Source organism: Lactobacillus kitasatonis DSM 16761 = JCM 1039 (genome assembly GCF_000615285.1).
Lineage (GTDB): Bacteria > Bacillota > Bacilli > Lactobacillales > Lactobacillaceae > Lactobacillus > Lactobacillus kitasatonis.
Window position 1 is genome coordinate 1 of sequence record NZ_BALU01000002.1, and the last position, 26348, is coordinate 26348.

24 protein-coding genes and 8 pseudogenes are annotated in these 26348 nt (G+C 36.4%); 20 read left to right on the forward strand and 12 right to left on the reverse strand.

Annotated features, from left to right (window positions below):
- The 4 genes and pseudogenes from JCM1039_RS12945 to JCM1039_RS01230 form a co-directional block, all read left to right on the forward strand.
- Window positions 1-298 (forward strand): annotated as a pseudogene (locus tag JCM1039_RS12945) (IS982 family transposase); the annotation flags it as partial.
- Between the two features lie 10 nt (window positions 299-308).
- Window positions 309-536: pseudogene (locus JCM1039_RS12950) on the forward strand (transposase); the annotation flags it as partial.
- Between the two features lie 188 nt (window positions 537-724).
- Window positions 725-1702, forward strand: a complete 978-nt coding sequence (gene bsh, locus JCM1039_RS01225; protein ID WP_025014316.1) for a choloylglycine hydrolase — start codon at window positions 725-727, stop codon at window positions 1700-1702.
- A gap of 87 nt (window positions 1703-1789) precedes the next feature.
- Window positions 1790-2365, forward strand: a complete 576-nt coding sequence (locus JCM1039_RS01230) for a phosphatase PAP2 family protein (protein WP_025014317.1) — start codon at window positions 1790-1792, stop codon at window positions 2363-2365.
- Window positions 2366-2394: 29 nt separating this feature from the next.
- Here the strand turns inward: JCM1039_RS01230 and JCM1039_RS01235 are convergent, their stop codons facing one another.
- Window positions 2395-3228 carry a DegV family protein gene (locus JCM1039_RS01235; protein ID WP_025014318.1) on the reverse strand — a complete coding sequence of 278 codons (834 nt, stop codon included), beginning with the start codon at window positions 3226-3228 and terminating at the stop codon, window positions 2395-2397.
- A gap of 223 nt (window positions 3229-3451) precedes the next feature.
- Between JCM1039_RS01235 and eno the strand changes: the two genes are divergently transcribed.
- Window positions 3452-4738, forward strand: a complete 1287-nt coding sequence (eno, locus tag JCM1039_RS01240; RefSeq protein WP_025014319.1) for a phosphopyruvate hydratase — start codon at window positions 3452-3454, stop codon at window positions 4736-4738.
- 92 nt (window positions 4739-4830) lie between these two features.
- On the opposite strand, the gene JCM1039_RS01245 is transcribed toward eno, so the two are convergent.
- The gene (locus JCM1039_RS01245) at window positions 4831-5502 is read right to left on the reverse strand and encodes a DUF4767 domain-containing protein (protein WP_025014320.1); all 672 of its coding nucleotides are present in this window, start codon (window positions 5500-5502) and stop codon (window positions 4831-4833) included.
- A 10-nt stretch (window positions 5503-5512) separates the two neighbouring features.
- Window positions 5513-6001: a nitroreductase family protein gene (locus tag JCM1039_RS01250; RefSeq protein ID WP_025014321.1), complete on the reverse strand. Its 489-nt coding sequence runs from the start codon at window positions 5999-6001 to the stop codon at window positions 5513-5515.
- A gap of 133 nt (window positions 6002-6134) precedes the next feature.
- Here JCM1039_RS01250 and JCM1039_RS01255 point away from each other — a divergent pair, with 133 nt between their 5' ends.
- From JCM1039_RS01255 to JCM1039_RS01285, 7 genes and pseudogenes are all read left to right on the forward strand, one after another.
- A complete protein-coding gene (locus JCM1039_RS01255) occupies window positions 6135-6998 on the forward strand; it encodes an ROK family protein (protein WP_025014322.1) in 864 nt (287 codons plus the stop codon).
- Between the two features lie 184 nt (window positions 6999-7182).
- Window positions 7183-8565, forward strand: a complete 1383-nt coding sequence (locus JCM1039_RS01260; protein WP_025014323.1) for a glycoside hydrolase family 1 protein — start codon at window positions 7183-7185, stop codon at window positions 8563-8565.
- Window positions 8565-9976: pseudogene (locus tag JCM1039_RS10195) on the forward strand (PTS sugar transporter subunit IIC). The gene JCM1039_RS01260 and the pseudogene JCM1039_RS10195 overlap by 1 nt, the downstream one beginning before the upstream one ends.
- Window positions 9977-10020: 44 nt before the next feature.
- A complete protein-coding gene (locus JCM1039_RS01270) occupies window positions 10021-10269 on the forward strand; it encodes a hypothetical protein (protein ID WP_025014324.1) in 249 nt (82 codons plus the stop codon).
- 133 nt (window positions 10270-10402) lie between these two features.
- Window positions 10403-11125 (forward strand): GntR family transcriptional regulator, encoded by a 723-nt coding sequence (locus JCM1039_RS01275; protein WP_025014325.1) that lies wholly within the window; start codon window positions 10403-10405, stop codon window positions 11123-11125.
- 10 nt (window positions 11126-11135) lie between these two features.
- Window positions 11136-12617, forward strand: coding sequence for a glycoside hydrolase family 1 protein (locus JCM1039_RS01280; RefSeq protein WP_025014326.1), 1482 nt, complete (start codon window positions 11136-11138; stop codon window positions 12615-12617).
- Between the two features lie 96 nt (window positions 12618-12713).
- Window positions 12714-13124 carry a DUF3284 domain-containing protein gene (locus JCM1039_RS01285; RefSeq protein WP_025014327.1) on the forward strand — a complete coding sequence of 137 codons (411 nt, stop codon included), beginning with the start codon at window positions 12714-12716 and terminating at the stop codon, window positions 13122-13124.
- Between the two features lie 90 nt (window positions 13125-13214).
- Here JCM1039_RS01285 and celB read toward each other — a convergent pair whose 3' ends face one another.
- The 4 genes from celB to JCM1039_RS01305 form a co-directional block, all read right to left on the reverse strand.
- Complete coding sequence (celB, locus tag JCM1039_RS01290) at window positions 13215-14567, reverse strand: PTS cellobiose transporter subunit IIC (RefSeq protein WP_025014328.1); 1353 nt, start codon at window positions 14565-14567, stop codon at window positions 13215-13217.
- A gap of 197 nt (window positions 14568-14764) precedes the next feature.
- On the reverse strand, window positions 14765-15277 hold the full coding sequence (locus JCM1039_RS01295) for a hypothetical protein (RefSeq protein WP_025014329.1): 513 nt from the start codon (window positions 15275-15277) through the stop codon (window positions 14765-14767).
- Window positions 15278-15376: 99 nt separating this feature from the next.
- The gene (locus tag JCM1039_RS01300; RefSeq protein ID WP_025014330.1) at window positions 15377-15745 is read right to left on the reverse strand and encodes a PTS lactose/cellobiose transporter subunit IIA; all 369 of its coding nucleotides are present in this window, start codon (window positions 15743-15745) and stop codon (window positions 15377-15379) included.
- Between the two features lie 35 nt (window positions 15746-15780).
- Window positions 15781-16116 carry a PTS sugar transporter subunit IIB gene (locus JCM1039_RS01305; protein ID WP_025014331.1) on the reverse strand — a complete coding sequence of 112 codons (336 nt, stop codon included), beginning with the start codon at window positions 16114-16116 and terminating at the stop codon, window positions 15781-15783.
- Window positions 16117-16481: 365 nt separating this feature from the next.
- Here JCM1039_RS01305 and JCM1039_RS01310 point away from each other — a divergent pair, with 365 nt between their 5' ends.
- The 4 genes and pseudogenes from JCM1039_RS01310 (at window position 16482) to JCM1039_RS01325 (ending at window position 19377) form a co-directional block, all read left to right on the forward strand.
- The gene (locus tag JCM1039_RS01310) at window positions 16482-17189 is read left to right on the forward strand and encodes a GntR family transcriptional regulator (protein ID WP_025014332.1); all 708 of its coding nucleotides are present in this window, start codon (window positions 16482-16484) and stop codon (window positions 17187-17189) included.
- Between the two features lie 83 nt (window positions 17190-17272).
- A pseudogene (locus JCM1039_RS10200) lies at window positions 17273-18720 on the forward strand (6-phospho-beta-glucosidase).
- A 211-nt stretch (window positions 18721-18931) separates the two neighbouring features.
- Window positions 18932-19105, forward strand: coding sequence for a CsbD family protein (locus JCM1039_RS11825; protein WP_081775132.1), 174 nt, complete (start codon window positions 18932-18934; stop codon window positions 19103-19105).
- Between the two features lie 11 nt (window positions 19106-19116).
- Window positions 19117-19377 carry a GlsB/YeaQ/YmgE family stress response membrane protein gene (locus tag JCM1039_RS01325; protein WP_025014333.1) on the forward strand — a complete coding sequence of 87 codons (261 nt, stop codon included), beginning with the start codon at window positions 19117-19119 and terminating at the stop codon, window positions 19375-19377.
- Between the two features lie 35 nt (window positions 19378-19412).
- On the opposite strand, the pseudogene JCM1039_RS10205 reads toward JCM1039_RS01325, so the two are convergent.
- Both JCM1039_RS10205 and JCM1039_RS11830 read right to left on the reverse strand, forming a co-directional pair.
- A pseudogene (locus JCM1039_RS10205) lies at window positions 19413-20084 on the reverse strand (DNA alkylation repair protein).
- A 69-nt stretch (window positions 20085-20153) separates the two neighbouring features.
- Window positions 20154-20261: pseudogene (locus JCM1039_RS11830) on the reverse strand (NAD(P)-dependent alcohol dehydrogenase); the annotation flags it as partial.
- Window positions 20262-20400: 139 nt separating this feature from the next.
- Here JCM1039_RS11830 and JCM1039_RS12120 point away from each other — a divergent pair.
- The 3 genes from JCM1039_RS12120 to JCM1039_RS01350 all read left to right on the forward strand — a co-directional run bounded on the left by JCM1039_RS12120 (window position 20401) and on the right by JCM1039_RS01350 (window position 22128).
- Window positions 20401-20709: a cupin domain-containing protein gene (locus tag JCM1039_RS12120; protein ID WP_236692625.1), complete on the forward strand. Its 309-nt coding sequence runs from the start codon at window positions 20401-20403 to the stop codon at window positions 20707-20709.
- Window positions 20710-20792: 83 nt separating this feature from the next.
- Entirely contained in the window at window positions 20793-21155 is a 363-nt protein-coding gene (locus tag JCM1039_RS12125; RefSeq protein WP_025014334.1) for a helix-turn-helix transcriptional regulator, read from the forward strand.
- Window positions 21156-21198: 43 nt separating this feature from the next.
- The gene (locus JCM1039_RS01350; RefSeq protein WP_025014335.1) at window positions 21199-22128 is read left to right on the forward strand and encodes a nucleoside hydrolase; all 930 of its coding nucleotides are present in this window, start codon (window positions 21199-21201) and stop codon (window positions 22126-22128) included.
- 78 nt (window positions 22129-22206) lie between these two features.
- Here JCM1039_RS01350 and JCM1039_RS10215 read toward each other — a convergent pair.
- A pseudogene (locus JCM1039_RS10215) lies at window positions 22207-23698 on the reverse strand (LBA0864 family S-layer associated protein).
- Window positions 23699-23774: 76 nt separating this feature from the next.
- On the reverse strand, window positions 23775-24044 hold the full coding sequence (locus tag JCM1039_RS01360) for an FMN-binding protein (protein WP_025014336.1): 270 nt from the start codon (window positions 24042-24044) through the stop codon (window positions 23775-23777).
- Window positions 24045-24263: 219 nt separating this feature from the next.
- Between JCM1039_RS01360 and JCM1039_RS10220 the strand changes: the two are divergent.
- Window positions 24264-25873: pseudogene (locus JCM1039_RS10220) on the forward strand (Mbeg1-like protein).
- A 39-nt stretch (window positions 25874-25912) separates the two neighbouring features.
- Here the strand turns inward: JCM1039_RS10220 and JCM1039_RS01370 are convergent.
- Window positions 25913-26140 carry a hypothetical protein gene (locus JCM1039_RS01370; protein WP_155831081.1) on the reverse strand — a complete coding sequence of 76 codons (228 nt, stop codon included), beginning with the start codon at window positions 26138-26140 and terminating at the stop codon, window positions 25913-25915.
- Window positions 26141-26348 lie beyond the last annotated feature (208 nt).

Genomic DNA, 26348 nt, shown 5'->3' on the forward strand with positions numbered 1-26348 from the left:
GTACAAACTTTATACCCCAGATGCATTAAAGCAAAGACGGAATATCAATCGATGTAAAATATCTGACAGTTCTATTCTGGCCTTGCTTATTTGGCAGGCTTTATTGGGCGTTGAATCTCAAAGAAGATTTTGTGAAAAGCTTGTTAATTTATCTCACTCTCGCTTTAATCGCAGAGCACACATGCTTTTGCCATTGATCTATTTAATTCGACATGGCCTTAATGAGGAAGTAGATCTGTCAGGCGACATTTTGATTATTGATAGTTTTCCTGTGCCAGTCTGTCAGCCAATTCGCAATCGTCGAGCAAATGGGCTATACGCTTTGGACACCATATCGTAAAAATATGAAGAATGCTCAAAAGCACAATAAGCACTATTTAATGGTACTCAGAAGGACCATCGAGAGTGATTTTTCGTTATTGTCTTACTACAATGCTGAGAACAATCGAGCTAGAAGTTTAGCAGGTTTTCAAGAGAGACTTGAAGTTGCAATTTTGGCTTACAATATTGCATATTGCCTAGAACGATTTAACTAGCACCACGCGTATTTATAACTTTTCCTCAACCCATAATTTAGTAATCTTCTGATCAAGCTATTTTTCCATTTATATGTGTTAAACTGAATATGAGATGCTTTAATCAGCAATAAAATAAATGCTGTAATTTAATTGCCGTCTGTATTATAGAACAGTTATATAACAAAATAAATAGAAAAGAGAGTAATATGTGTACATCAATCATTTTTAGTCCAAAAGATCATTATTTTGGCCGCAATCTTGATTTAGAGATAACTTTTGGACAACAAGTCGTAATCACTCCGCGTAATTATCCTTTCATGTTTCGCAAGATGCCATCAATTGATCATCATTATGCAATTATTGGTATTGCTCTAGATAACAATGACTATCCCTTATACTTTGACGCAGCTAATGAAATGGGTTTAGGCATGGCCGGGCTGAATTATCCTGGTAATGCAACTTACTATAAAGAAAAAGAAGGCAAAGATAATATTGCTTCATTTGAATTTATTCCTTGGCTTTTAGGACAAGCTGCTAATATTAAGGAAGCTAAAAAAATATTGTCTACCATTAACATTACTGATATCAACTTTTCTGAAAAAATGATAGCCTCCCCACTCCACTGGTTAATCGCTGATAAAACTGGCAAGAGCATTGTAGTTGAAACTGATAAAGATGGGATGCACATTTATGACAATCCAATTGGCTGTTTAACCAATAATCCGCAATTTCCTAAACAATTATTCAACTTGAATAACTACGCTGATGTATCTGCCGCCACACCTAAAAATAACTTTTCAAGTCAAATTGAACTAAGCGACTATAGCCGAGGTCTTGGCTCACGTAACTTACCTGGCGGAATGGATTCTGAATCACGCTTTGTCAGAGCCACTTTTAATAAATTTAATGCGCCAATAAGTGATAATGAAGTTGAAAATGTCGACACATATTTCCATATTTTGCATTCTGTTGAACAACAAAAAGGCTTAGATCAAACAGCCCCTGATACCTTTGAATATACCATTTATTCTGACGGCACTAACCTAGATAAGGGAATCTTTTACTACACAACATATACCGACAAGCAGATCAAGGTGGTTGATATGCATAAAGAAAATCTTGATGCTAATGATCTAATTGTTTTTGATATGATCAATAAGCCTACTTTTAAATATCAAAATTAAATATTAATTTTGTCTAAAAATTGGTGCTATTTTTGGTTTTCTGGTTAAAATATAAATGATTAAGTTTATAAGGAATTCTAAAATTAAATGAATAGTTATATTGTATTGCTACTAGCAATTTCAACTTTATTGCTACTTATTTTTAACATCAAAAATTCACGTCGTTTTAATTTATTTGACCATTGGCTCCATCATCAATTAGTCAAAAGACATGATGGTTATAAATGGCAAGTCATTGCCTTCATCAATGATCCTAAGTTAATGGTAGTTTGGGATGTTTTATTAGCAGGACTTTTGTTAAATGAAGGGCGCGAATTAACTGCTTTTTGGGTACTAGGTACTTTAGCATTTGCTGATATTTCAGGAATTATTTTGAAAAGGCTAATTAGACGCAAGCGGCCAATTATGCATTCTAATATGGAAACTGGCTATAGTTTTCCAAGTGGACATGTGCTTGGAGCAACTACGATGGGCTTGATCTTACTGCAGCTATTTGCCAAAACTTATGGTTTAGTCTTTGTCATTAGCATTATTGCTTTATGGGTTACGGTAATAATCTCTCGTTTAAGTTTAAAAGCACACTATCCTTCTGATATTATTGGCGCTACTAGTTTAGCAATTGCTTGCTTTAGTATTTCACAGCAACTATTATTTGCATTTTAAAAAGGTCACTACAATGTGACCTTTTTTATTTACTCATTAAAACCTATCATCAATCCACCTTCTTCGGCATAAAAGCTGCACAAGCCGTGCATTGGCCTGATTGTAATTTGAGCATCGGGGTATTCAGCTTGAAGCTTTTCTTTAATAGTTTCAGCATCCTTTTCATTTTCACAATGATCAATTATGACTTCGCCGCCATGATAATTATCATCTTTCATATATTTCAGCAGTTCACGCATTGCTTTTTTCATTCCTCTAGCTTTAGTTAACGGCTCAAGCTTACCATCTTTACTTGCTGTACCAATTAAATTAATTTTTAAAAGACCAGCAATCTTAGCTACAGTTGGTGAGACACGACCGTTTAAGGATAAATTATGCAGTGATTGTAAAATAAATAGCAAATGCGTATGCATTCTGAATTCAGCAATTTCTTCTTCAAGATCAACAAAACGAATGTCACCTTGAATCATCTTTTCGATGCCATGCAAAACGATGGTAAGTTCAGGTCCGGCACTTCTTGAGTCGACTACAATAATCTGACTTGAAGGATGTTTTTCTTCATACATATTTTTTGCCTGTAAGGCTGAAGAAAAAGTACCGCTCATCCCACTTGTCATTGTAACGATGATAGCTTTTTCGGTTCCTTCTAAAGCATCAAGCCAAGCTTGGATACTAGGACAAGTAGTTTTGCCAGCAACCTGATTTTTATTCATATCAGATAAGAATTCTTGAATATTTAAATTCTGGTCATCAATGTAATCCTTACCACCAAAAGAAATAGTTAATGGCACTACTTCTACATTACGTGTGGGATCATTTACCATATTGCTGCTAGAATCAACAATTAATTTAAACTTTTCCATATTCAAATTCCTTATTTATAAAACATATATTTTAATACATGTATTATACCGCCACAGTATAGCCTTTTTTACTGCCTTTATTAATTTTTAAAATGTAAACCGCTTTCATATGTTTACACAATCACAAAGTTAGGCTAAAATTTGAGTTGTAAGCGGAGCAAAAATTGTTCCGTATGGCATGCAAAATTTTTGTTACATGCCATAATTTTTGAGGAGGTTTATAATGCTCAAATCAGTTATTGAAAATGTACACGCACTCGAAATTTTTGACTCACGTGGTAACCCAACTGTTGAAGTTCACGTTACCCTTTCAAACGGTGTCGTAGGTAAGGCTGAAGTTCCATCAGGTGCTTCAACTGGTGAAAACGAAGCCGTTGAATTACGTGACGGTGGTTCACGTCTTGGCGGTAAGGGCGTTTCAAAGGCTGTTAACAATGTTAACACTGAAATTAACGACGCTTTAAAGGGTATGGACCCATTTAACCAACCTAAGATTGACCAAACTATGATCGACTTAGACGGTACTCCAAACAAGGGTCGTCTTGGTGCTAACGCTATCTTAGGTGTATCAATGGCTACTGCTGTTGCTGCAGCTAAGGCTAGTCAACAACCTCTTTACCGTTACCTTGGCGGTATTGATCTTGAAATGCCACAAACTTTCCACAACGTTATCAACGGTGGTGAACACGCTGACAACGGTATCGACATCCAAGAATTCATGATCACTCCAATTGCTAAGACTTCATTCCGTGATGGTTTCGAAAAGATCGTTAACGTATACCACACTTTGAAGAAAGTTCTTGAAGACATGGGTTACGAAACTGGCTTGGGTGACGAAGGTGGTTTCGCACCTAACATGAAGAACTCAGAAGAAGCTTTGAAGGCTTTACACGAATCAATCGTTAAGGCTGGTTACAAGCCAGGCGAAGATATCGGTATTGCATGTGACTGTGCTGCTTCATACTTCTACAACAAAGAAGACGGCAAGTACCACCTTGAAGGCAAGGTTCTTGACGATGAAGAATTAGCTGCATACTACGACAAGCTTTTGGAAGAATTCCCAGAATTAATGTCAATGGAAGACCCATACGACGAAAACGATGTTGACGGTATGGTTAAGTTCACTGAATCACACAAAGACCGTATCCAAATCGTTCTTGATGACTTCATTTGTACTAACCCAGCACTTTTGAAGAAGGCTATCAAGGAAGGTGCCGGTAACGCTTCATTAATCAAGTTGAACCAAATCGGTACTGTTACTGAAACCCTTGAAACTATCCGTATGTCACGTAAGAATGGTTACAACACTATGATTTCACACCGTTCAGGTGAAACTGGTGACACATTCATCGCTGACTTGGCAGTTGCTGTAAACGGTGGTCAACTTAAGACCGGTGCTCCAGCTCGTTCAGAACGTGTTGAAAAGTACAACCGCTTACTTGAAATCGAAGAAGAACTTGGCAAGGGCGAACGTCTTGCATTCTTCCCAGACGATGTTGACCACGATTAATTTCGATTAACCGAGTACAATTTCAAAACAAAAGGCATGTAGGATTAATTTCTACATGCTTTTTTTGTTTTACTCTTAAACTGATTTATGCTTTATTTTTGATAAGCTTTTTCAAAGCCTTTAATCAAAGTAGTATCTTTAACAGCTTTAACTACTACCACTGCACCTTTTTTAGATTGATCAAGCAAAATCACAGGTTTATTCTTTTTTAAACAGAACAAGTAAGTGTTATGCCACGACTTAAAATTATCATTAGCAATCGCCACAACATTATATTGATACTTATTCTTGCCCAAAGGACTCCAGTCTATTTTAATTTGTTTTTTCTTTAAAACAAATCTTGCTTGTTTGAAAGCTTGCGGATATGTATCGCCTTTTTTAGTCTTCAAAGGATGAATTCCATCATAAAAACGATAAGTTTGACCTGAAGGTCTACTCCATTTATTTACTGCGGCTTGCAGTTTTTTATTTTTGGCTTCATTCCAATTAGTTTTTACTACTTTCTTGGTCTTCGGCTTAGACTTTTTCTTATTCTCATCTTTAACCTTAGTCTTCTCAACTTTTTTAGTGGTTTTCTTAACTGACTTTTTACTGCTGCTAGATACTGCTGACTCATTTTTAGTAGTTTTATGTTTAACTTCTGGCTTAGCTTTTTTCACTGAACCAATAGTTACTGTATCCCTACCAAAATGAACTTGACTACACCCACTTAAAGTTGCAGTCAGCATAATAGCAGATAAGCCAAGTAAAATTCTTTTATTCATTAACGATTCCTTAATAGATAGTTACTTGATAACGACTAGTACGGTCTTCCTTAGCTGGTTCTTCAGCAATTTTACCTACAGGAACAATTACTGTTGTTTCAAAGTCTTGGGCAATACCCAATTCTTTTTGAATATCAGCAAAATCATTCAATTTTACAGCTCCGCCCATGACATAAACTGAGCCTAAACCCATATCAGTTGCTTCTAACATAATATTTTTAGCTGCAGCAGAGGCGTCACGTTCACCAAACATGTTGTCCTTCTTAGTATTGATCAAGAACAAAACTGGTGCGCCATAACAAGAATTACCTGTTACTTTTTCAATTTCAGCTCTTAATTCTTTATCCTTAACAACTACCAAATTCATTACGTCCGGTTGGTGCATACCACATGGTGAAGTTTGAAAAGCTTCAATCAAATTTTTAATTTTATCATCTGATACAAAATCTGCAGTAAATTTTCTGACAGCTCTTCTATTCTTTATAATTGTGTTTACCATATTTTTTCTCCTTGGAGTTTTTCCTCTATATTCAATCATCTTTATTTTACCATTAGACAGTTCATTGACAACGCTTTCAAAAGTATTTATGATAAGTTACAAAAATATATATTTTTAATAAGGAGCAAACAAAATGAATTTAGCAGCAATTGATATTGGTGGTACAACTATTAAAATCGCAACTTGGAAAGATAATCAGCTTCAAGATAAACATGCAATCGATACGCCAAAAGATTTGAACGGTTTCTATCAATTATTAACTGATGAAGTAGATAAAATCAAAAAAGATACCAAGATCGAAGGAGTAGCTATCTCCTCACCTGGTGCAGTTAATAAAAAGACAGGAATTATCGGTGGATCTAGTGCTATTCCTTACATCCACAACTTCAAGATTGTAGATGAATTAGAAAAACGTTTTGGCCTTCCAGTTTCTATCGAAAATGACGCTAACTCTGCAGCCTTAGGCGAATTAGCCGAAGGTAGTGGTAAAGGGTGTGACAGCATGGCTTTCTTTGTAATTGGTACAGGTATCGGTGGTGCCCTAATTATTAATCAAAAAGTTTGGCATGGTGCTCATCTCTTTGGCGGAGAATTTGGCTACATGATTATGGGTGCTCATACTTTAAGTGAATTAGGTTCCCCAGTAGCAATGGCTAACCGTTACAATAAAAGAACTGGTAAACATCTCGACGGCAAAACTATTTTTGAGTTAGCAGATAAAGATGATCCTGCAGCTAGTGATGAACGTCAAACTTTAATCCACGCCTTAGCCGTTGCCATCTACAACATTCAACACAGTTTTGATCCAGAAAAGATCGTTCTCGGTGGTGGGATTTCCAACAATCCTGAATTGATTCCACTCCTAAACAAAGAAATTGATCGTTTAAGAGATGGCTTAGATTTGGTAACGTTGAAACCAGATATCGTTTTATGTAAGTTAAAGAGTGATGCCAACTTACGTGGTGCTGTTGCTGATTTCGAACAAAATGCAAAATAATCACTCTATAAATGTTATTTTATATTAAATCTACATCCTTTAAAGCCTATTGTTATAGGCTTTTTCTTTTTCTTTTAAATAAAAGTATATATTTTTATTTAGATAAACCTTTATTTTTTATTTCAATTTGATACACTTATTAGTGTAAAAAATGAAAGTGCTTACAGAGGGAGAGAAGAAATATATGACTGAAAAGCGCAAGTTACCATCAACATTCTTCTGGGGCAACTCAGTTTCAAGTATGCAAACTGAAGGTGCCTGGAATGAAGATGGCAAAGGTCTTTCCGTCTACGATGTTCGGCCAGCTACTGACAATACTACTGATTGGCATGTAGCAATTGACGAATATCACAGATATGACGAAGATCTGGATTTGATGAAGGACATGCATATGAACATGTACCGGATTCAAATATCTTGGTCTCGTGTGTGTCCAGACGGAGACGGCAACTTCAACCAAAAGGGTATTGACTTCTACGACCGTTTAATCAATGCAATGCTTAAGCGTGGCATTGAACCAATGATCTGTCTTTACCACTTCGACATGCCACTCAATTTAGCCAAGAAATACAACGGCTTTATGTCAAGACATGTGGTTGATGCATTCGTCCGTTTGGGTAAAAAGATGATCGATCACTTTAGTGATCGAGTCAAACATTGGATTGTCTTCAATGAACATAACCTCTACTTCCAAGATGAAGTATTCAATATTTCAGGTTATGAAAAGGGAGACAAGAGCTTGGATGATATGTACACTATCTTCCACCACACGATGATGTGTCATATCCAGTTAGCAAACTACATCCACGAAAATTACTCAGATGTAAAAATCGGTGGTATGCTTGCTTACCAACAAATTTATCCAGCAACAAGCAAGCCAGCAGATGTCTGGGCAGCAAAACAAGTGCAAGAGTTCTTAAACTTCAACATTTATGATGCTGACACAGGTCATGGCTACTCACCAGAAGTGATGCAATACGCCAAGCATCACAACATTAAGATGGACATCACTGATGAAGATAAGGAAATCATGAAGAAAACTAAAGCTGACTTCTTGGCATTCTCTTATTACTCATCATGGGTTCTATCTAGTGATAAGATTCCTGCTGGTGAAGCTCCTAACCGTTACCTTAACGAAGGTGGAGTTGAATCCAAATACGTTAAAACTAATGATTGGGGCTGGGCAATTGATCCACTTGGATTTAGAAATGCGATTACTACCATGTACAACCACTACCGCATTCCTATCTTCCCTATTGAAAATGGTATTGGTCTTAAGGAAACTTGGGACGGTAAACATATGATTGAAGATGATAAGCGTATCGCTTACCACCGTGATCATATTAAAGCTATGAAAGATGCTATTTTCGATGACGGTGCCAAAGTTCTCGGCTATCTTGGCTGGGGCTTGATTGATATTCCAAGTTCACATGCAGATATGGAAAAACGTTACGGCGCCGTTTACGTTAACAGATCAAACCATGATTTAAAAGATTTAAAGCGTGTACCTAAGAAATCATTCTATTGGTTCCAAAAGATACTTAAAGATAATGGAGATGAATTATAATGGCTGATCAAAAACAATCTGGTTTCGGCAATTTTGTTAACAGCAAAATTTTGCTCCTGTAATGAAATTTGTTAATACTAAAGCTATTACTGCCTTACAAAATGGTATGATTTATACTTTACCATTTATCATTATTGGTTCTATTTTCTTAATTTTAGGAAATATTCCTATTCCGGCAGTATCAAATGCAATTAATGCTTCTGGTTGGGGTGCAATTTTCAACCAAGCTTACACTACAACATTCTCAGTAATGTCACTTTGGGCATCAATTGGTATTGCCTACATTTACGTTAAGAATGAAAACTTAGAACCATTGGCACCAGGTCTTACTTCATGTGCCGCATTCTTAATGCTTCAAACTTTATCAATTACTAGTCCAGTTAAAACTGCTTTAACTAATGGTATTCCTAACGGTATGAACGCTAAAGCATTCAGCGCAGCAATTAGTGAATTACCAAAAGCGGTTCAAAACTACATTGAACAACCTGTAACTGGTGTATTCAACATCACCTGGCTTGGTGGTGACGGTATGATCGCCGCAATCATCATTGGTCTTCTTGTTGGTTGGATTTACAGTTCTATCGTTAAAAAAGGTTGGACTATTAAACTTCCTAAGCAAGTTCCACCTGCAGTTTCAAACCAATTTACTGCTATGATTCCTGCAGGTATCATCTTGATCGGTACTATGATCACCTACGCTTGCTTTAACTTATTTGCACACACTGACTTCTTACAATGGACTTACAACACAATCCAAACTCCATTACAAGGTATTTCAGACTCATTCGGTGGTGCTCTTGCTATTGGTTTCCTTGTTCCATTCTTCTGGTTCTTCGGTGTCCACGGTGGTTTGATCGTTGGTTCACTTGCTGGTCCTATGCTTCAAGCCAACTCATTCGATAACGCTCAATTATACAAAGCTGGTAAGTTAACCATTGCTCAAGGTGCACACGTTGTTACTAACGAATTCTACAACAACTTCATTAACTTAACTGGTTCAGGTATTACTATTGGTTTGATTATCTTCATTCTTGTAGCTGCTAAATCAGCTCAATTGAAGTCAATCGGTAAATTGGAATTAGTACCAGGTATCTTCAACATTAACGAACCATTCCTCTTCGGTTTGCCAATCGTTATGAACCCATTCCTTGCTGTTCCATTCTTCTTAACTCCATTAGTAGTTGCTGCTTCAACTTACTTAGTAATTAAGACTGGCATTGTTCCACCACTTAACGGTTTCGCAGCTCCATGGACTACTCCAGCTGTTATCTCCGGTTTCTTAATCGGTGGTTGGAAGATGGCCATTTGGCAATTCTGTACTTTACTCATCTCAACTGCAATCTACTGGCCATTCGCTAAGAAGTACGATAACGTTCTTCTTAAACGTGAACAAGCTAAAAAAGCTAAGTAAAGCTAACTACTAACTATAAAAATTTCTTAATTGAAGGTCAAAAAATGTCAGACGAAGTAAAAATTGTAAATGAATTTGATCGTGATAATCATCACTACAAAATCGGCGTCGCCGCTGATGGTCAGGTTTCAGTTTATTTAGATGATGAAACTAAAGCTCATCACGGTTACCATTTTCCAGGTATCATTCAAATTCCTAAAGGAATTGAAGTTGATGGCCAAATGGTATTAAGAATTCCAATCGACAATGATTGTGAGTCTGCCATTGAAAAAGGTATAGCTGACTTTAAGTAATATAAACTAAAAGAGATGTTGTTGAGCTATTAAAGAAATAGTTAAATTACATCTCTTTTTTGATAAAGTATATATTTTTATTGTAAAATGAATGTATAAGTATAAAATATAATTAGAAATCAGATGATAAAACATGGCAAAGGCAAAATATTTAGAGGTCGCAAGTGAATTAAAGAAAAGAATAGAAAATGGCGTTTATAGTAGACAAGAGCCCCTTCCCGATCAAGAGGCCTTTGCTGAAGAATTCAACGTCAGCAGATTAACTGTTAAAAAAGCTTTTGATGGTTTGGAAAGACAAGGTATAGTTTACAAACAATCTGGACTAGGTACTTTCGTTTCTGGGGATATTCCAATTAAATCAGCTCATGATTCTCCTGCTAGTGCTTTTACAGGTTTAAGAAATCTGCTAGGAAAAAAGAATATCAAAAGTCAGGTTCTTCACTTCTCTGTAGAGTTTCCCGATGAACAAATGCAAAAGAATCTAGAACTAAAAAAGAATGAACCAGTTTATAATATCGTTCGTTTAAGACTTTATGATGATAAACCATTTATCATTGAGCATACTTATATGCCTATCAAATTAGTTCCTGATTTAGATGACAAAATTCTCCACGCATCCATTTATGATTTCATTCATAAAAAGCTAAAACTAAAATTTGGTCACGCTTATCGTAAAATTCGTGCTGCTAAACCTAACAAATACGATAAAAAGTATCTAGGTGCTAAAGATGATGATCCGATGCTAGAGCTTGAACAGATTATTTGGCTAACTAATGGTCAACCGATTGAATATTCAACTAGTCGCAATCGTTACGATACTCGTGACTATGTATTATTAGACAACAATAGATTTTAGAGGTATTTATATGGCATTTAATAAAGAATTTACTTGGGGCGGTGCTACTGCCGCTAACCAATACGAAGGCGGCTACGATGAAGGCGGCAAAGGTTTAAACGCTGTTGATGTTTTAACTAACGGTTCAGCAACTGAAGCGCGTAAGGTTACTTGGAAGAAGCTTAATGGAGAAACTGGTGCTACTCCACTTGTCTGGGGTCAAGACTTCAAATTACCAGATGGTGCAGTACCAACTATGCTTGATGGTTACTATTACCCTAGTCACCAAGGAACCGACTTTTACCACCATTACAGAGAAGATATCAAATTAATGGCAGAAATGGGCTTTGACGTATTCAGACTTTCAATGAACTGGTCAAGAATTTTGCCAAATGGTGATGATGAAAAGCCTAATGAAGAAGGATTAGCATTCTATGACAAAGTTTTCGATGAATGTGCTAAATATGGGATCGAACCATTAGTTACTCTTTCTCACTATGAAACTCCCCTTTCCTTGATTACTCGCTTCGGTGGTTGGAAAGATCGTCACTTAATTGATGCCTTCGTTCATTACTCAGATATTGTAATGAATCATTACAAGGGTAAAGTTAGATATTGGCTTACCTTTAATGAAATTAACGCCATGGATATGGCTCCATATATGGGTGGTGGCTTAATCGATGGTAGCGAACAAAACCGTGCTCAAGGTGCACACAACCAATTTATAGCAAGTGCTAAAGTAGTTAAATTAGCTCATGAAATCGACCCTAACAACCGTGTAGGACAAATGCTGGCCTACTCCGCTTACTACCCATACACCTGCGATCCTAAAGATCAAATCAAAGTAATGGAGGCTAAACAAGAAATGCTCTTCTTCAGCGACGTTCAAACTGGCGGGCGCTACCCTGACTATCGTCTCAAGCAATATGAACGAGACGGCATTAAACTTGATGATACTCCAGAAGATTATGAACTAATTGCTAAATACCCTGCTGACTTCTTAAGCTTCTCTTGTTACACTTCTAATGTTTTAACTACACATGAAGCTGACGCTAAGGCATCTGGTAACGTTACTGCTGGTGGCGTTAAGAACCCATATCTTGAGAGTAATGCTTGGGGCTGGGCAACTGACCCAGATGTCTTAAGAATCGCTCTAAACGATCTCTGGGACCGCTACCACAAGCCATTATGGGTTGTTGAAAATGGCCTTGGCTCAGCTGATACACTTGAAAAAGATGGTTCAGTACATGATGATTACCGTATCAACTACTTACGTGATCAAATTAAATCAATGCACGATGCAGTTACTATCGATGGCGTAGATTTAATGGGTTACACTACTTGGTCAGCAATTGACTTAGTATCAAATGGTACTGGTGAAATGAAGAAACGTTATGGCTTTGTCTATGTTGATCGTGACGACCGTGGTCATGGCTCTCTTAAACGCTACCCTAAAGACTCATTCTATTGGTACAAGAAAGTCATCGCTTCTAATGGTGAAGATCTAGATTAACCATAAAGAGACAATAGAGTCTGGCGAAAAAGCTAGACTCTATTTTTATAAAAAGATAAGATTAAACTATAAGTGACATAGAGAGAAGGAAATTTATTGATTACTATTTCTAAACAATTTAGTTTTAAAGCTAAAGATTTCTTTGATTACCTTGACCAACAATTGATTACCAGTATTAAACAAGCTCGTAATAATAATATGCCTGTTACTTTACAAGCTGGTACCGAATATGAGCAATCAGGAGCTAAAGTAAAGATCACTGAATATGAACGAGGCAAAGTATACGCTGCCCACTTTGTTTCCGACCGTTTTGATATCATTATTAAGTATGTAACTGAAGACAATGACCAAGGCGTTAAGATCACCTTTAGTGAAGAAATGCTTCACTTCGAACGCGACAAGCATGGTAAACTGCAAACCATGTTCTATAACTGGCAACTTAAAATGGGCGCCAATAAGGAATTAAAACGAATGGCTGACAACGTTTATGCCAATATGGCTGCTTAGAATCGTTCTCTCAGCATCAAAAAAGCCGTAACTCAATCGAGTTGCGGCTTTTTCTAGTTCAAAGTTTAATAATTAATTATATTTTCTCTCTTAGTTCTTAGCAGCATCTGCTTGTTCCTTCTTAAGAAGGACATTGTCGTAGTGCTTAATGAATGGGAACCAAATAACAAATGCGACAATAGCACAAACAACTGAAAGCACGGCACCTTGCCAACTAGCAGTGGCAATGAAACCACTCAAACCAATTGGTGTTGGCCAAGGTTGTTGCACAATGATCTTAGGAACAAGGTGTGAAGTTACGGCAATGTAACCAACAATACCTGAAGCAAGTGGAGCACAAATGAATGGAACTAACAAGTTAATGTTATAAACGATTGGCAAACCGAACAAAAGTGGTTCGTTAATGTTGAAGATGGCTGGAACCAATTCAACCTTACCAATTTCCTTCAATTGGGCTGAACGTGAGCCAAAGGCTAACCAAATAGCCATACCCAAGGTAGCACCAGAACCACCAATGATTACGAATGAGTTCATTGGGTCACCAGCGAAGAAGTGTGAAGCACCCTTTACGTTAGCAGCCATGTTAGCCAAAACAATTGGAGTATAGAATGAACTCATAATTGTGGCACCATGGATACCGAACCACCATAAGAAGTGGATCAAGAAGATAATGATGAGGAAGCCCCACCAAGTATCAGCAATGTTACTAATGAATGAGAATGGAATGTAAAGAACTTGGAAAATATCAGTTCCCATAGTTACCAAAATCAATTCAATAACAGCAACTACTACAGCAACACAGAAGCCTGGAATCAAAGCACTGAATGAGTTTGAAACACCAGCTGGAACAGATGCTGGCATCTTAATTCTCCAGTTGTGCTTTACAGTGTAACGGTAAATTTGAACCGTTAGCCAAGCAACTACCAAACCGGTGAAGATACCTACAGAAGCAATTCTAGTGATACCACCAGTTGAAGCTTCGTAACCACCAGCAACCATCTTAGCCTTGGTAAGAATAGTTACGAATTGAATTGAACCATTCTTCCAAACAAGTTCTGGTACAGTGATGAAGAAAGCCATTAAAAACATCAATAAAGCGTTCATTGGAACTAGGTCCAGCTTTTCTTCTTGACGGTAGATATTCGTGTATGAATATGCAAAAGTACCGGCAAATACCAAAGCTAAAATACCCATAGTTGAGTTGTAAACAACTTGGAACAAGTTAGTAAAACGACCCAAGGTATTAGCATAAAATGCAGCAAATCCAGGAATTGGAAATGCTTGAGGCAAAATAGTCAAAATTAAGAAGATTGCCCCGATAATTGAAAATGAAATAACGCTATAACCAGCGTCCATGATAGCTCTAACAAAGCGAGAGCCTGCAAACTTACCAGCAGCCGCAGCCATTCTATCTTTGAAAGGTGCAGAGTTTGAATCAGCCATATTTCTTTCCCCCCAATATTCTGAAACACTCATTAAATCTGAACAAGTTCATTATATCGAAAGCGATTTCATATGTAAACGTTTTTTGCTAACATACGGTATACTTTTTGACCATTAAATATAGACTTTTGCCGTTCTGACGCAGTTTAGAGCATTATAAAAAAACTTATGATATTTCATAAATTTTTTCGTATAAGCTATTGCTGATGCTTTTTAAAGGTCTCAATCACACGATAATAGCGATCTTTATTTTTTATAATTTGACGAATGCGGTATTCACATAAAGCAACCAATAAAATTCCAACTAGTAATAATGCTAATAAGAAGTATTGCACATCATTATTAATTGCAAATGGAAAAATTGTTTTGCAAACAGGTGTAAATATTAAAACAGCTAAAACAACATTGAATGCCATCTGCACATAGAGATAAATCCTAGTAATCGGAATATCTCTTTTACGATTATGCATCTTAGATAATTGTTCAAAACTAGCAACCGCTGAATAAATTCCCATTGCTAGAGCTAAAATCATGCCCACTACGCTACCATATGAAGCACTGATAATTAGCCACATCAAGTTAGTAAAGAAAAAGATAGTCACTACATACCTAATCATTAAATAGCGACTGAAATACATGTACTTGATACTATCTTGATGTTTTTTACAAGCCACTTCAATTTTTGTCTTTTCGACTTCTTCTTTATTCATTTTTCTCTCCAATCAATTCTCCGATATTGTTAGTCTAACATTCTTTGGTATAAAAAATAGCCTCTGCCAAAAAGCAGAGGTTATTTTTTCAGCGATTACTTAATCTTCTTTTTTAAGAGAACCAGACTTATATAGCTTTTCATAAAGATCAACCATTTCTCCAGCCAAATCTCTAAAGGTGATTGCGTTCATTAAGTGGTCTTGTGAGTGAACTACAAGCAAAGTAACGTGCATGTGGTCACCTTGAGCTTCTTTAGTAAGCATATTAGTTTGTGAGTTATGTGCTTCAAGAAGTGACTTGTCACTTTCCTTAAGTTTCTCGCGTGCTCCGTCAATATCGCCCTTCTTTGCAAGACGAATTGCTTCAAATGCTAAGCTTTTTGCGTTTCCCCCGTTAGCAATAAGGCCCATAGCAGCCATCAAAGTTTCTTGTTCTTTTTGCTCTGGAGTTTGCTTTTCTTCTGCCATATAATCAGTCTCTCCTTTTTATTGATTAATTAAAATTAGCCCTTAATTAATTTTTCAGCTTGAGCCAAAACGTTCTTACCGTTCATCATGCCGTAGTCTTGCATGTTAATAACGTCCAAAGGAATGTCCTTGCCGTCTTTACCCTTGCCTTTAACTTTGTTTTCAAAGTCAGCCTTCATGTAACTTACTTGAGGTCCAAGAAGAACACAGTCAATTTGTTGTTGTTCCATCTTTTCGTCAGCTTCTGAAGCAGGACATGCAAAGATTTCTGCGTCAATGCCTTCTTCTTTAGCAGCAGCTTGCATCTTAGTTACTAAAAGTGATGTACTCATACCAGCAGCACAGTTTAACATGATAGTTTGTTCAGCCATAATAATATTTCCTCCTAATTATTACGTTTTATAGTTTAATTAGTTTTATATTGATCTACACCAATTATTATAAAACGCTTTCATTGGTTTGTAAATAAAAAATTATACATGCGCTAAAAAATTTTTAACACTTATATAATCGCTTTCGAGCATAAATATATACTTTTTGCTCTTGCCAAATAATATTATGCATCATTTGTAAGCATTTTCAAATACATATATGCTACATGTAAAGCATACCACTTTACATATGAAATTGCTTACAAAAAAATCAGCGTTTTATGGAAACCGCTTTCATATTATAAGAAAAACCTGTTAGAATATATATGTAATATATTTCTTTACAATAGAAAGGAGACACAATTGTGAGCCGCTATCAAGAAATCGCGAGTGATATAGAAAAAGACATTATCGAGAAAAAATATACCAAGCAATTACCCGAACAATTTGAGCTTGCTAAAAAATACGATACTAGTCGAGTGACGATTGTGCACGCACTTAAGATTTTACAAGATAAAAAATTAATCAAGACCGTTAAGGGGCACGGAACATTTATTACTACCAAATCTATTCCGGATATTTTCTTAAACTCTGGTGTAAATGAACATAATGGTTTTACCAGACACGTTAACAGTGCTGCTTTTCATTTAATCAGCCATGTCATTGCCTTCAACATCAGAAAGCCAAGTGCTGATGAACGCAAAGCTTTAAACTTAGACAAAAACGATGATGTCTACGATATTATTCGTCAGCGTGTTTTAAACGGAAAGCCTGCTAAACTTGAGTACACAGTAATGCCAGTAAAACGCATCCCTGGCATTACGCTAGATATCTTGCATAAATCTGTTTATTCGTACATTCAAAATGACCTTGGCCTTAAAATCGGCAAAGATAATCGAGTTATCACCGCTGAGAAATCCGATGCCTATGATATGAAATATTTAGATTGCTTGCGCGATGACCCTGTTCTCTGCATTCATCAAAAAGCATTCTTAGAAGATGGCCGACCATTCGAATTATCAGAAACTCGTAATCGGTACGACCGCGGGGCCTTAACCGTTAACGGTGACTAAAACACTTGATTTTAATAAGTAAGTATGTAAAAATTGCGTTGTAAACGTTTCCAGTTACATACAAGAAAGAGAGGAATTTATTAATGTATTCAGCAAAAATGCCAAAGAACTTTTTATGGGGCGGTGCTGTAGCCGCTCACCAACTTGAAGGTGCTTGGAAAGAAGGCGGCAAAGGTACTTCTGTTGCCGATGTTATGACTGTCGGTTCTGCAACTAAGCCACGTGAAATCACCGATGGCGTACTTCCTGGCAAGAACTACCCTAACCACTCAGCAATTGATTTCTACCACCACTATAAGGAAGATATCAAGTTGATGGCTGAAATGGGCTTTAAGGCTTCAGAACTTCCATTGCTTGGACTAGAATTTTCCCTAATGGTGATGAAAAAGAACCAAATGAAGAAGGTTTAAAGTTCTATGACGATTTATTTGATACCTGTCATGAATACGGCATTGAACCTGTAATTACCCTCTCCCATTTCGAAATGCCATTCAACTTAGCTAAGAATTACGGTGGTTTTACTAATCGTAAAGTTATCGATTTCTTCGTTCGTTTCGCTGAAGTTTGCTTCAAACGTTACAAGAACAAGGTTAAGTACTGGATGACTTTCAACGAAATTGATAACCAATCAGCCTTTAACAATGACTTCTTAATGGCTACCAACTCAGGTATCTTATTTAAAGATGGTATGACTGACAAAGATAAAGAAGCTGCTATGTACCAAGCTGGTCACTATGAACTTGTTGCTTCCGCATTAGCAGTCAAGATTGGCCACAAGATTAACCCTAACTTCAAGATCGGTTGTATGATCAACTACTCACCTGTTCGTCCACTTACTCCATCAAGTGACGATGTATTGCTTGCCGACAAGTGGGAACAACGTCGTGACTGGTTCTCAGACGTTCACGTATTTGGTGAATATCCAAAAGCTGTTGAAGCTTACATTGAAAGAAATGGCTACCGTCCTGACATTACCGATGAAGACAGAATCGTGTTAAAGGAAGGTACTGTTGATTACGTAGGCTTTTCATACTACCAAACCACTACTGTTTCAAGCGAAAAAGTAAAGCCTGATGATTTAACTGATTTAGCTAAAGCAGTTGCTAAGAACCCTACTTTAAAGCGCAGTGACTGGGGCTGGGAAATTGACCCTGAAGGTCTTAGAATTGCTTTGAACCAATTACAAGATCGCTACCACAAGCCATTGTTCATCGTTGAAAATGGTCTTGGTGCTTACGACAAGGTTGAAAAAGACGGTTCAATCCATGACGATTACAGAATCGATTACTTGAGAAACCACATTTCAGAAATGGAAAAGGCCGTTGAACTTGATGGTGTTGACTTAATGGGCTACCTTCCATGGGGATGCATCGACCTTGTTTCCGCTGGTACCGGTCAAATGGACAAACGTTACGGCTTCATCTACGTTGATAAGAACGACGCTGGTGAAGGTACTTTGAAGCGTTCACGCAAGGATTCATTCTTCTGGTACAAGAAGGTCATTGAATCAAACGGTAAAGATTTAGACTAAAAGTCTATCACGAATACACAAAGAGTTAGATTTTACTCTAACTCTTTTATTTTGGTAAAAAGGCTCAGTTATAGCTAGTTACTTATTGTGCATTAAAAGTGCTGGTTTATAAACTATTTCTTAAGTCATCTTTTAATACTTTGACACAGTGTCACTAAAAATGTATAATATACTTGTCAATTTAATTAATTGTATAGAAAGGACTTATATGATGACTAAAGCAAAAAGTGGCCTAAAAGACAAGATTATCGGCAAGGCCAAAGAAGTTGAAGGTAAAATTACTGACGACAAACTTCGTAAAGCCGAAGGCAAAGCCCAACAAGCTAAAGGCAAGCTTAAGGACAAAGCCGCTAAAGTTAAAAAAGACATACAAGAAAAGGACTGAGGTGACCTGAAATGTTACATTGGCTATGGGCATTAATTGTTGGTGGTGTGATTGGTTTAATTGCTGGTGCTATTACCGGTAAGGGCAAATCAATGGGATGGATTGCTAATATTTTAGCTGGTCTGATCGGTTCATCACTTGGCGAATTATTACTTGGTAACTGGGGACCACAAGTAGCTGGAATGGCGATTATTCCATCTATTGTAGGAGCAGTTATCTTAGTATTAATTGTTTCTCTATTTTTAAGTAAACTTAACCACAAACATTCTTAAACGAATATCAAAAGCAAAAAAACAAACGGTCTTTTCTAAAGATCGTTTGTTTTTAAATATTTACTACCTTCCGTAATACTTAACTTGGCCAAATGATTATAATTTTCATCAATAAAGTCACTTACCCATTCTGGATTAGTTTTAGAATAATCTCTTAGTGCTCAACCAATTGCTTTATTAATGAAAAATTCGTCACTTTCAAGATTATTTTCAAGGATTTGACTAAGTAAAGCAGTATTCATCTTATCTTTTCTAAGCAATTGATGTTCAATCGCAACTCGTCTTACCCACTTGTCAGGATCCTTTGACCAATCAAGCATTAATTGATCTACTCGTTGATCCTTTAATCCTACATAACCATAGAGCTTCATTAAACTATCAATTGTGTCCCACCACTGCTTAGTTCGAACGTAATGCTCTATTTTAAATAAATCATCATAGCTGACATATTTCTCCATTGCAAGCAAATAATCACAAACAAAATATTGCATTTCACGATGCTTATCATTCCACGCTTGATCAAGTAAATCCCAATCGATTTGCTTTTTCTTTTTTTCATCTTTTAAAATTTGGTGATATGCATCCCTACGCACAGGTGATTTCAACCCATAAAAGACAAATTGATTGCGCAAATATTTAGCCATCTGAATTGCATTATCTTCGTTTGCTCTCTTTTCAAAATTCTTTTTTAAGTCTTCAATATTCATAAAATCATTGTACTAAAAAAGACCCAATTAAGGGCCTTTTAAATGGATATTTATCTCTTTTTAACTATTTTATTCACCAGGTTTGTAATTCTTATCGATAATCAAAACTGGCATGATAACTTTACCTGAAACTGAAGCTTGGTTTGCTTCATTAATGTCTTCAAAGTCAAAGAACTTCACCTTATACGCTAATTCAAACTGCCGATAAGCTAATTGCTAACAAACATCTTTTAAGTCACCATTCTATTTACCTAAGCAAGCACAATCGTTTTGCCCCATATCCTCTTCACAATCATCAATTTGTAGAATCAACTACATGCTAAAAGGTGAACGCTATGAGTTGGTAGAGGGTGAACCGATCCATTTAAAAGAAGGCAATGTCTTAACGATGGATATTTGTTGTCATCACAGTATCGTCAAACTTAACAAAGACGATTTGATGATTAATTTTATTTTTAATAATAGGAATATTTCTTTTCAATTCTTAGACGAAACCCATAAAAAAGATAGTTTTATTTACCAGTATCTCTTCAATATTTCTATGAAAAACCATAATGTACAAAAATTCATCTTTTTTCCTAAAAATGATGACATCAATGGCACGATGGATGATATTATTAATTAATATTTTTCTGGCTACAGTTATAGCGGTGTCATTATCGACAATTTTTTAACATTTTATTAGCCAAAATCATCCGCAATTACCCAATGATTGAAAAAACAATCTACGATAATCATCAAAAAATATTAGTTGACCTACTGACCGAAATTTCTAGTCATTATCAGACAATTTCTTTAGATCAGCTTGCGAATCGCTATGGTTATACTAAACAGTATTTGAGCAGTTTAATTAAAAAGATCTCCGGCCAAACCTTTATTGAATTGCGAACCAGAAAAAGAATGGAACAAGCTAAATACTTATTAGCTTCAAGCGACTACTCCATCGCAGAAATCTGCAACTTAGTTGGCATTCGTAATCTAAACTCTTTTTATACCAAATTTAAAAAGCAATACCACATGATGCCTAACGACTATCGAAAAAAGAGCTATTTGAGTGATCATTTTCTCTAATCTCTTGCTAAAATAAAGATATATAGTTAGAAAGGTAGAATATATGAAGACTATTTATTTTAATCACGATGGTAACATTGACGATTTAGTTTCTTATTTATTACTATTACAAGCTCCTGACATTAAATTATTAGGCGTTGGTGCAATTGACGCTGATGGCTATATCGATCCTTCTGTAGAAGCTTGTCGTAAAATGACTGATTTATTTAATTTGCGTGGCGATAAACTCGCTGTAGCTCGTTCTAATTCTAGAGCAGTTAACCAATTCCCTCATGAATGGCGTATGGCTACTTACTCATTTAATTATTTGCCAATTTTAAATGAAAAAGGTCACATCGATACTAAACAAGCCGAGTTACCTGCTCACCTTGATATGGTAGAAAAAATTAAGAATGCCAAAGAACCTGTAACCTTAGTTATGACTGGTCCTTTAACTGACCTAGCTCGCGCTCTTGATGCAGATCCAGAGATTGAGAAAAACATAAAGATGCTCTACTGGATGGGTGGTTCACTTGATGGTCATGGAAATGTTGCTATGATCAACGCAGATGGCAGTCAGGAATGGAATGCTTTCTGGGATCCTTATGCTGTTAAGCGCGTCTTTGATTCAAACATTAAGATTCAAATGGTAGGTCTAGAAAGCACTGAAGAGTTGCCTTTAAATGATGAATTAAGACAACATTGGGCAAGTTTGCGTAAATACCCTGCAATGGATTTAGTGGGACAAGGATACAGTTTGATCGTTTCTATCCCAGCAGCTGAATTATACTTATGGGATGTTTTAACTACTGTTAGTGCCCTTTATCCCGAAGTTGTTAAAACAGAAACAGCTCATGCCAGAGTAATCACTGATGGACTCGGTGCCGGCAGCTTTGTTCGTGATCCTAAGGGTCGTGAAGTAACTTTGGTTACTAAGGCTAATAAAGATTTGTTCTTTAAGAGAATGGACGAAATTCTTGAAAGAACTAAGTAAAATAAAAAACATAAAAAATACAAGGAATGCAAATTTTGTACATTCCTTGTATTTTTTTGTCTATTAAATCTGATTTATTTAAATACGACCTTGAGTTAATTCGGCACGTTGTGCAAATTGAACGTAGAGGTTTGAACCGGTAGCCGACATACCTTCAATTTCTCTTCTAACGTTGAACTTGTAGTGCTTCTTAGCAGTACCATCTTCGCCAACCTTAAAGATGTTGTCGTTAAAGCCGATGTAGAAGTTGCTACCATCGTAAGCAAAGCCTTGTACTGGTGAGTTAGAAACGAATCTACTTAGTTGCACCAACTTCTTTAGCCTTCCAACTGTCACCGTCTCTAGTTAATCTCCAGTATTCGTAGTTGTTGTAACCACCGTTGTGGAATAATGCATACATGGTGTTATCGCCAACGAAGGTTGCATTGTGAATGTAACGGTCGTCAGAAATTCTAACAGTCCAGATCTTGTTGATCTTCATATCGCTCTTACGGATTTGAAGAACTTCTTCTGAACGAGGACCATTCGTGTAGTTATTATCATTAGCTAAAACATAAATGTAGTTTGATGATGAGCCAAGTGATTGACCATGACCCAACTTAATGTAAGGACTAACCTTAATGTTGTTAGCATATGACTTAAAGGTTGACCAACCCATAGTAGTCAAGTTTTGAGCAGCATATTTACTCTTGATAGCGTTCAAGTTGTATGAAACAAGGTGACCATGTTGATCATTGCTGCTAGTGAACATTGAAGTGGTAAATACACCGCTATTTACAGTGATACCTTCAGGAATAACACCCACTTGACCCATTGCATCCCCTGCTTGACCATAGCTTAAGCTGACAAAACGAGGTTGGAATAATCTAGTTCTTAAAGTTAAACCATTGCTCTTGAAAGTGTTACTGCTAGTTTCTGAAGTGTAGTGGTGAGCAGCATTCCAGTTTCTTGATGAGCTCTTTGAGCCACCATTCCAGGTAGTTACTGACTTAAAGCCTGACTTAGCATCTTTATCAGGTTGACCCATTTCACCATCGCCATCACGTACGTCGATGTGAAGGGATGCCTTTGCCTTGCCATAGCTGTAATTTACAGTTGTATCATTAGTACTTACGTAAGCCTTAGATACATTAACCTTGCTTGGGTTTACAGCAGTACCTTGGCTGTCAGTAGCATAGTTGATTGCATCTCTAGTTGGGAATGAGTAGTCTGAGTTCTTAACTACAGATACGCTACCAGCAAGAGAAATTTGGTTTTTAGCAAAGAATTTTTCGCTAACCCAACCAACTTTACGACCATCAACGATAATGTTCCAGAAGTTACCCTTCTTAGTTGAAACATATTCCTTAGATTGAATTTGACCATGCTTGAAGTACTTGGTAGAAGTAAACTTACCGCTAGGACCGCCTTTAGAAACATTGTGGTAGATAGCATAGTTTCCATTACCAGCGATCTTAGTTACAGCTTTACCAAAACTTTTGGCACTAACTTCTTGGCCATGTGCTGCTCCTACAAATAAGCCTGCAAGAAGAGCACTAGTGATAATAACACCCTTGATTGTCTTTTTCATTTTTCCTCCAAATGATAACTACAAAAATTACAAACTTATTCTACCACTACTTATTCTATTTAAAAATATAATATTGTTATTTTTCTGCTTTTTTCAGAGCATCTTTTACTGCTTCTTTAACCCCATTTGAGGTAAATGTAGCTCCACTAACTGCATCGACATCTGCTGATTGCTTAGCCAATACCTCGTTTTCTAGTTTAGATTTTGCCTTTTGAGCATACTGTGGTGTTTCAGTAGACAGGTCAAGATTGACTGAAGTTATTTTATTATTACTTATTTCTAATTCTGTTTTGACAAAACCTGCCATTCCTCTAGCTTGAGATAAATAAATTCCATCTTTCCACATACTTGGTATCCTCTTTTCCAAACAAAAAATGCTTCCATAAATCTATGAAAGCATTTTTGTAAAGGATATAAAAGAAAAAAGTTACAATTAGGTATATCATTATTTTATGACCCATTTACAGGTAGTAAGAATCCTCTTCCACCTTTTTTATTACACTATCTTTAAACAGTTAAGTTAAAATTGATATAGAAATTATTTTTCCAATTGAAGATGAAAGAAATGTATCCAGACAATAATATTCTTACATACTTAAAATGGCGGGGCGACGTTGATTTTAGTACATCACCTTTTAATGATATTGATGCCCTTGTCCTATCAATTTTTTCATACATAGAATTACCGGATATCGTTGATAGCGGTAGTAGAACAATTACTCTAGAAAAAGCAGCTAAAATATACTTTGCGGCGGATCATGAACACAATGATGCTAAGCAATATCAAGATCTATTTAGATTAATGCTGAGGCCGACAGATTTAAGGATGCCGAATTATCCTATTTTGTCAGCACCTTAACTGAACACACACAGTTCAGTGCTATTAAAATTTCACTGACTGGCGGTACCAATTTCATCGCTTTCCGTGGAACCGATGATTCATTAATCGGTTGGAAAGAAGACTTTGAAATTAGTTTTAAAGTTACGATTGCACAAAAGCAAGCCGTTAAATTGCTAGAAAGGATTTTGAACGCTGACAATGAAGACTACTATTTATGTGGCCACTCAAAGGGTGGTAACTTAGCCGAATATGCTGCAATCAATATTGAGCCTAAATTGCGTAAGCGAATCAAACGAATCTACACTTTTGACTCACCTGGTATCGCTGAAGAAGTTGGTGCACAACTTCCAAGAAAGTATCTGCAAAACACATTACGTCGTTTTGTGCCGGAATTCAGTGTTATTGGTCGTTTGTTTGAGCCAGAAGGCATCAATCCTACGATAGTTAATAGTACAAGAAAGAACTTGAGTCAGCATGATGCCTACAGCTGGCAAGTTATCGGTTCTAATTTTGATACTAAAAGACACCGTAATCCTCAGTCACGTGTTTATAACCAACTGATTAATCAATGGATTGGTAATGCCACTTTGAAAGAACGTGAATCATTAACCAACGATCTTTTCTCTGCTTTAGGTGCTGGTGGTGCTACTAAAATTAACGAATTAGCCAACAACGGTTTTGGCGGATTCGGTGCGATACTGATTTCGCTAACCGATTCATCCAGAAGAACAAGATTCGTTTTTGGTTCACTATTCTCATCGATTTGGCAAACAATTAAAAGTCGCCAAATCATTAAAACGTTGTTTTCTACAGATACGATTGTTGGCTGGATATTGGTTATCCTAGGAATTATCAGTTTAGCTTTGCCGCAATACGCAGTTCGTGCGTTTGGTGCGTTAGTTGCCTTTGCGGGAATCGCCTTTAGCGTGCACCAAATACTAGATACTGCTAAATCTAAGTTAAAAGATAGGCAGAAAAATTTCTTTATTATCTCCTACTTAGTTGTATTTGCACTATCGACAGCGCTGATTTCTAATAATCGACTTTTAATCTTTTTAGCCCACTACTTCCTAGGACTATTTTTGATCATCTATTCATACATTAGACTTAGGAGCATCATCTTGCGTCGAGTAGCCGGAATTTTTCGTAAAATCATTGTAGGTATTGAAGCGATCATTGCCTTTGCATTAGGTATTATCGTCATTGTAAATCCAAGAGCATTTGATCGAAGATCAATTATTGTAATTGGTATTTTGTTAATTGCGTACGGCTTCTTTAAGTTGATTGGTGAGTTATTCAGCCAACGGCCTAAGATGCCAAAAAGTCATAGATAGACAAAAAGAAGAGTTTAACAACTCTTCTTTTTTTATTGATCAAATATTATAAATAACCCCTACTAAACTAGCTAAAGATAAAGCCCAGATAAATCCTATAAATAAAGCTAAGAAAAAGGCTACAGTTTTATTTATCTTTTTAGCCATAAGAACATAAGTAACAGCCCAAATCAGTATCTGTGAGAAAGTCAAAATCCAAATAAGATACCGTTTCAGGCCTACTAAAAGAAAAAGCAAAGCCAATATGATAGTTGCTGATAAGTCCACTACATACCACTTCCAAGAAATTTTCTTAAACTGGTTCTCAAAACAAACGAAAAAAAGCCAAAAAACAAGGAAAGAAGACGTTGGGATCAATGTGCAGTAATGATTCCATTCTCTCAACTCCAATTTAATTTTGTATCAATTTACCATATTTTAATTATTTAGCATAGTATTTTTTAAATAATTAACATTGACAAAATAAAACAGGTAC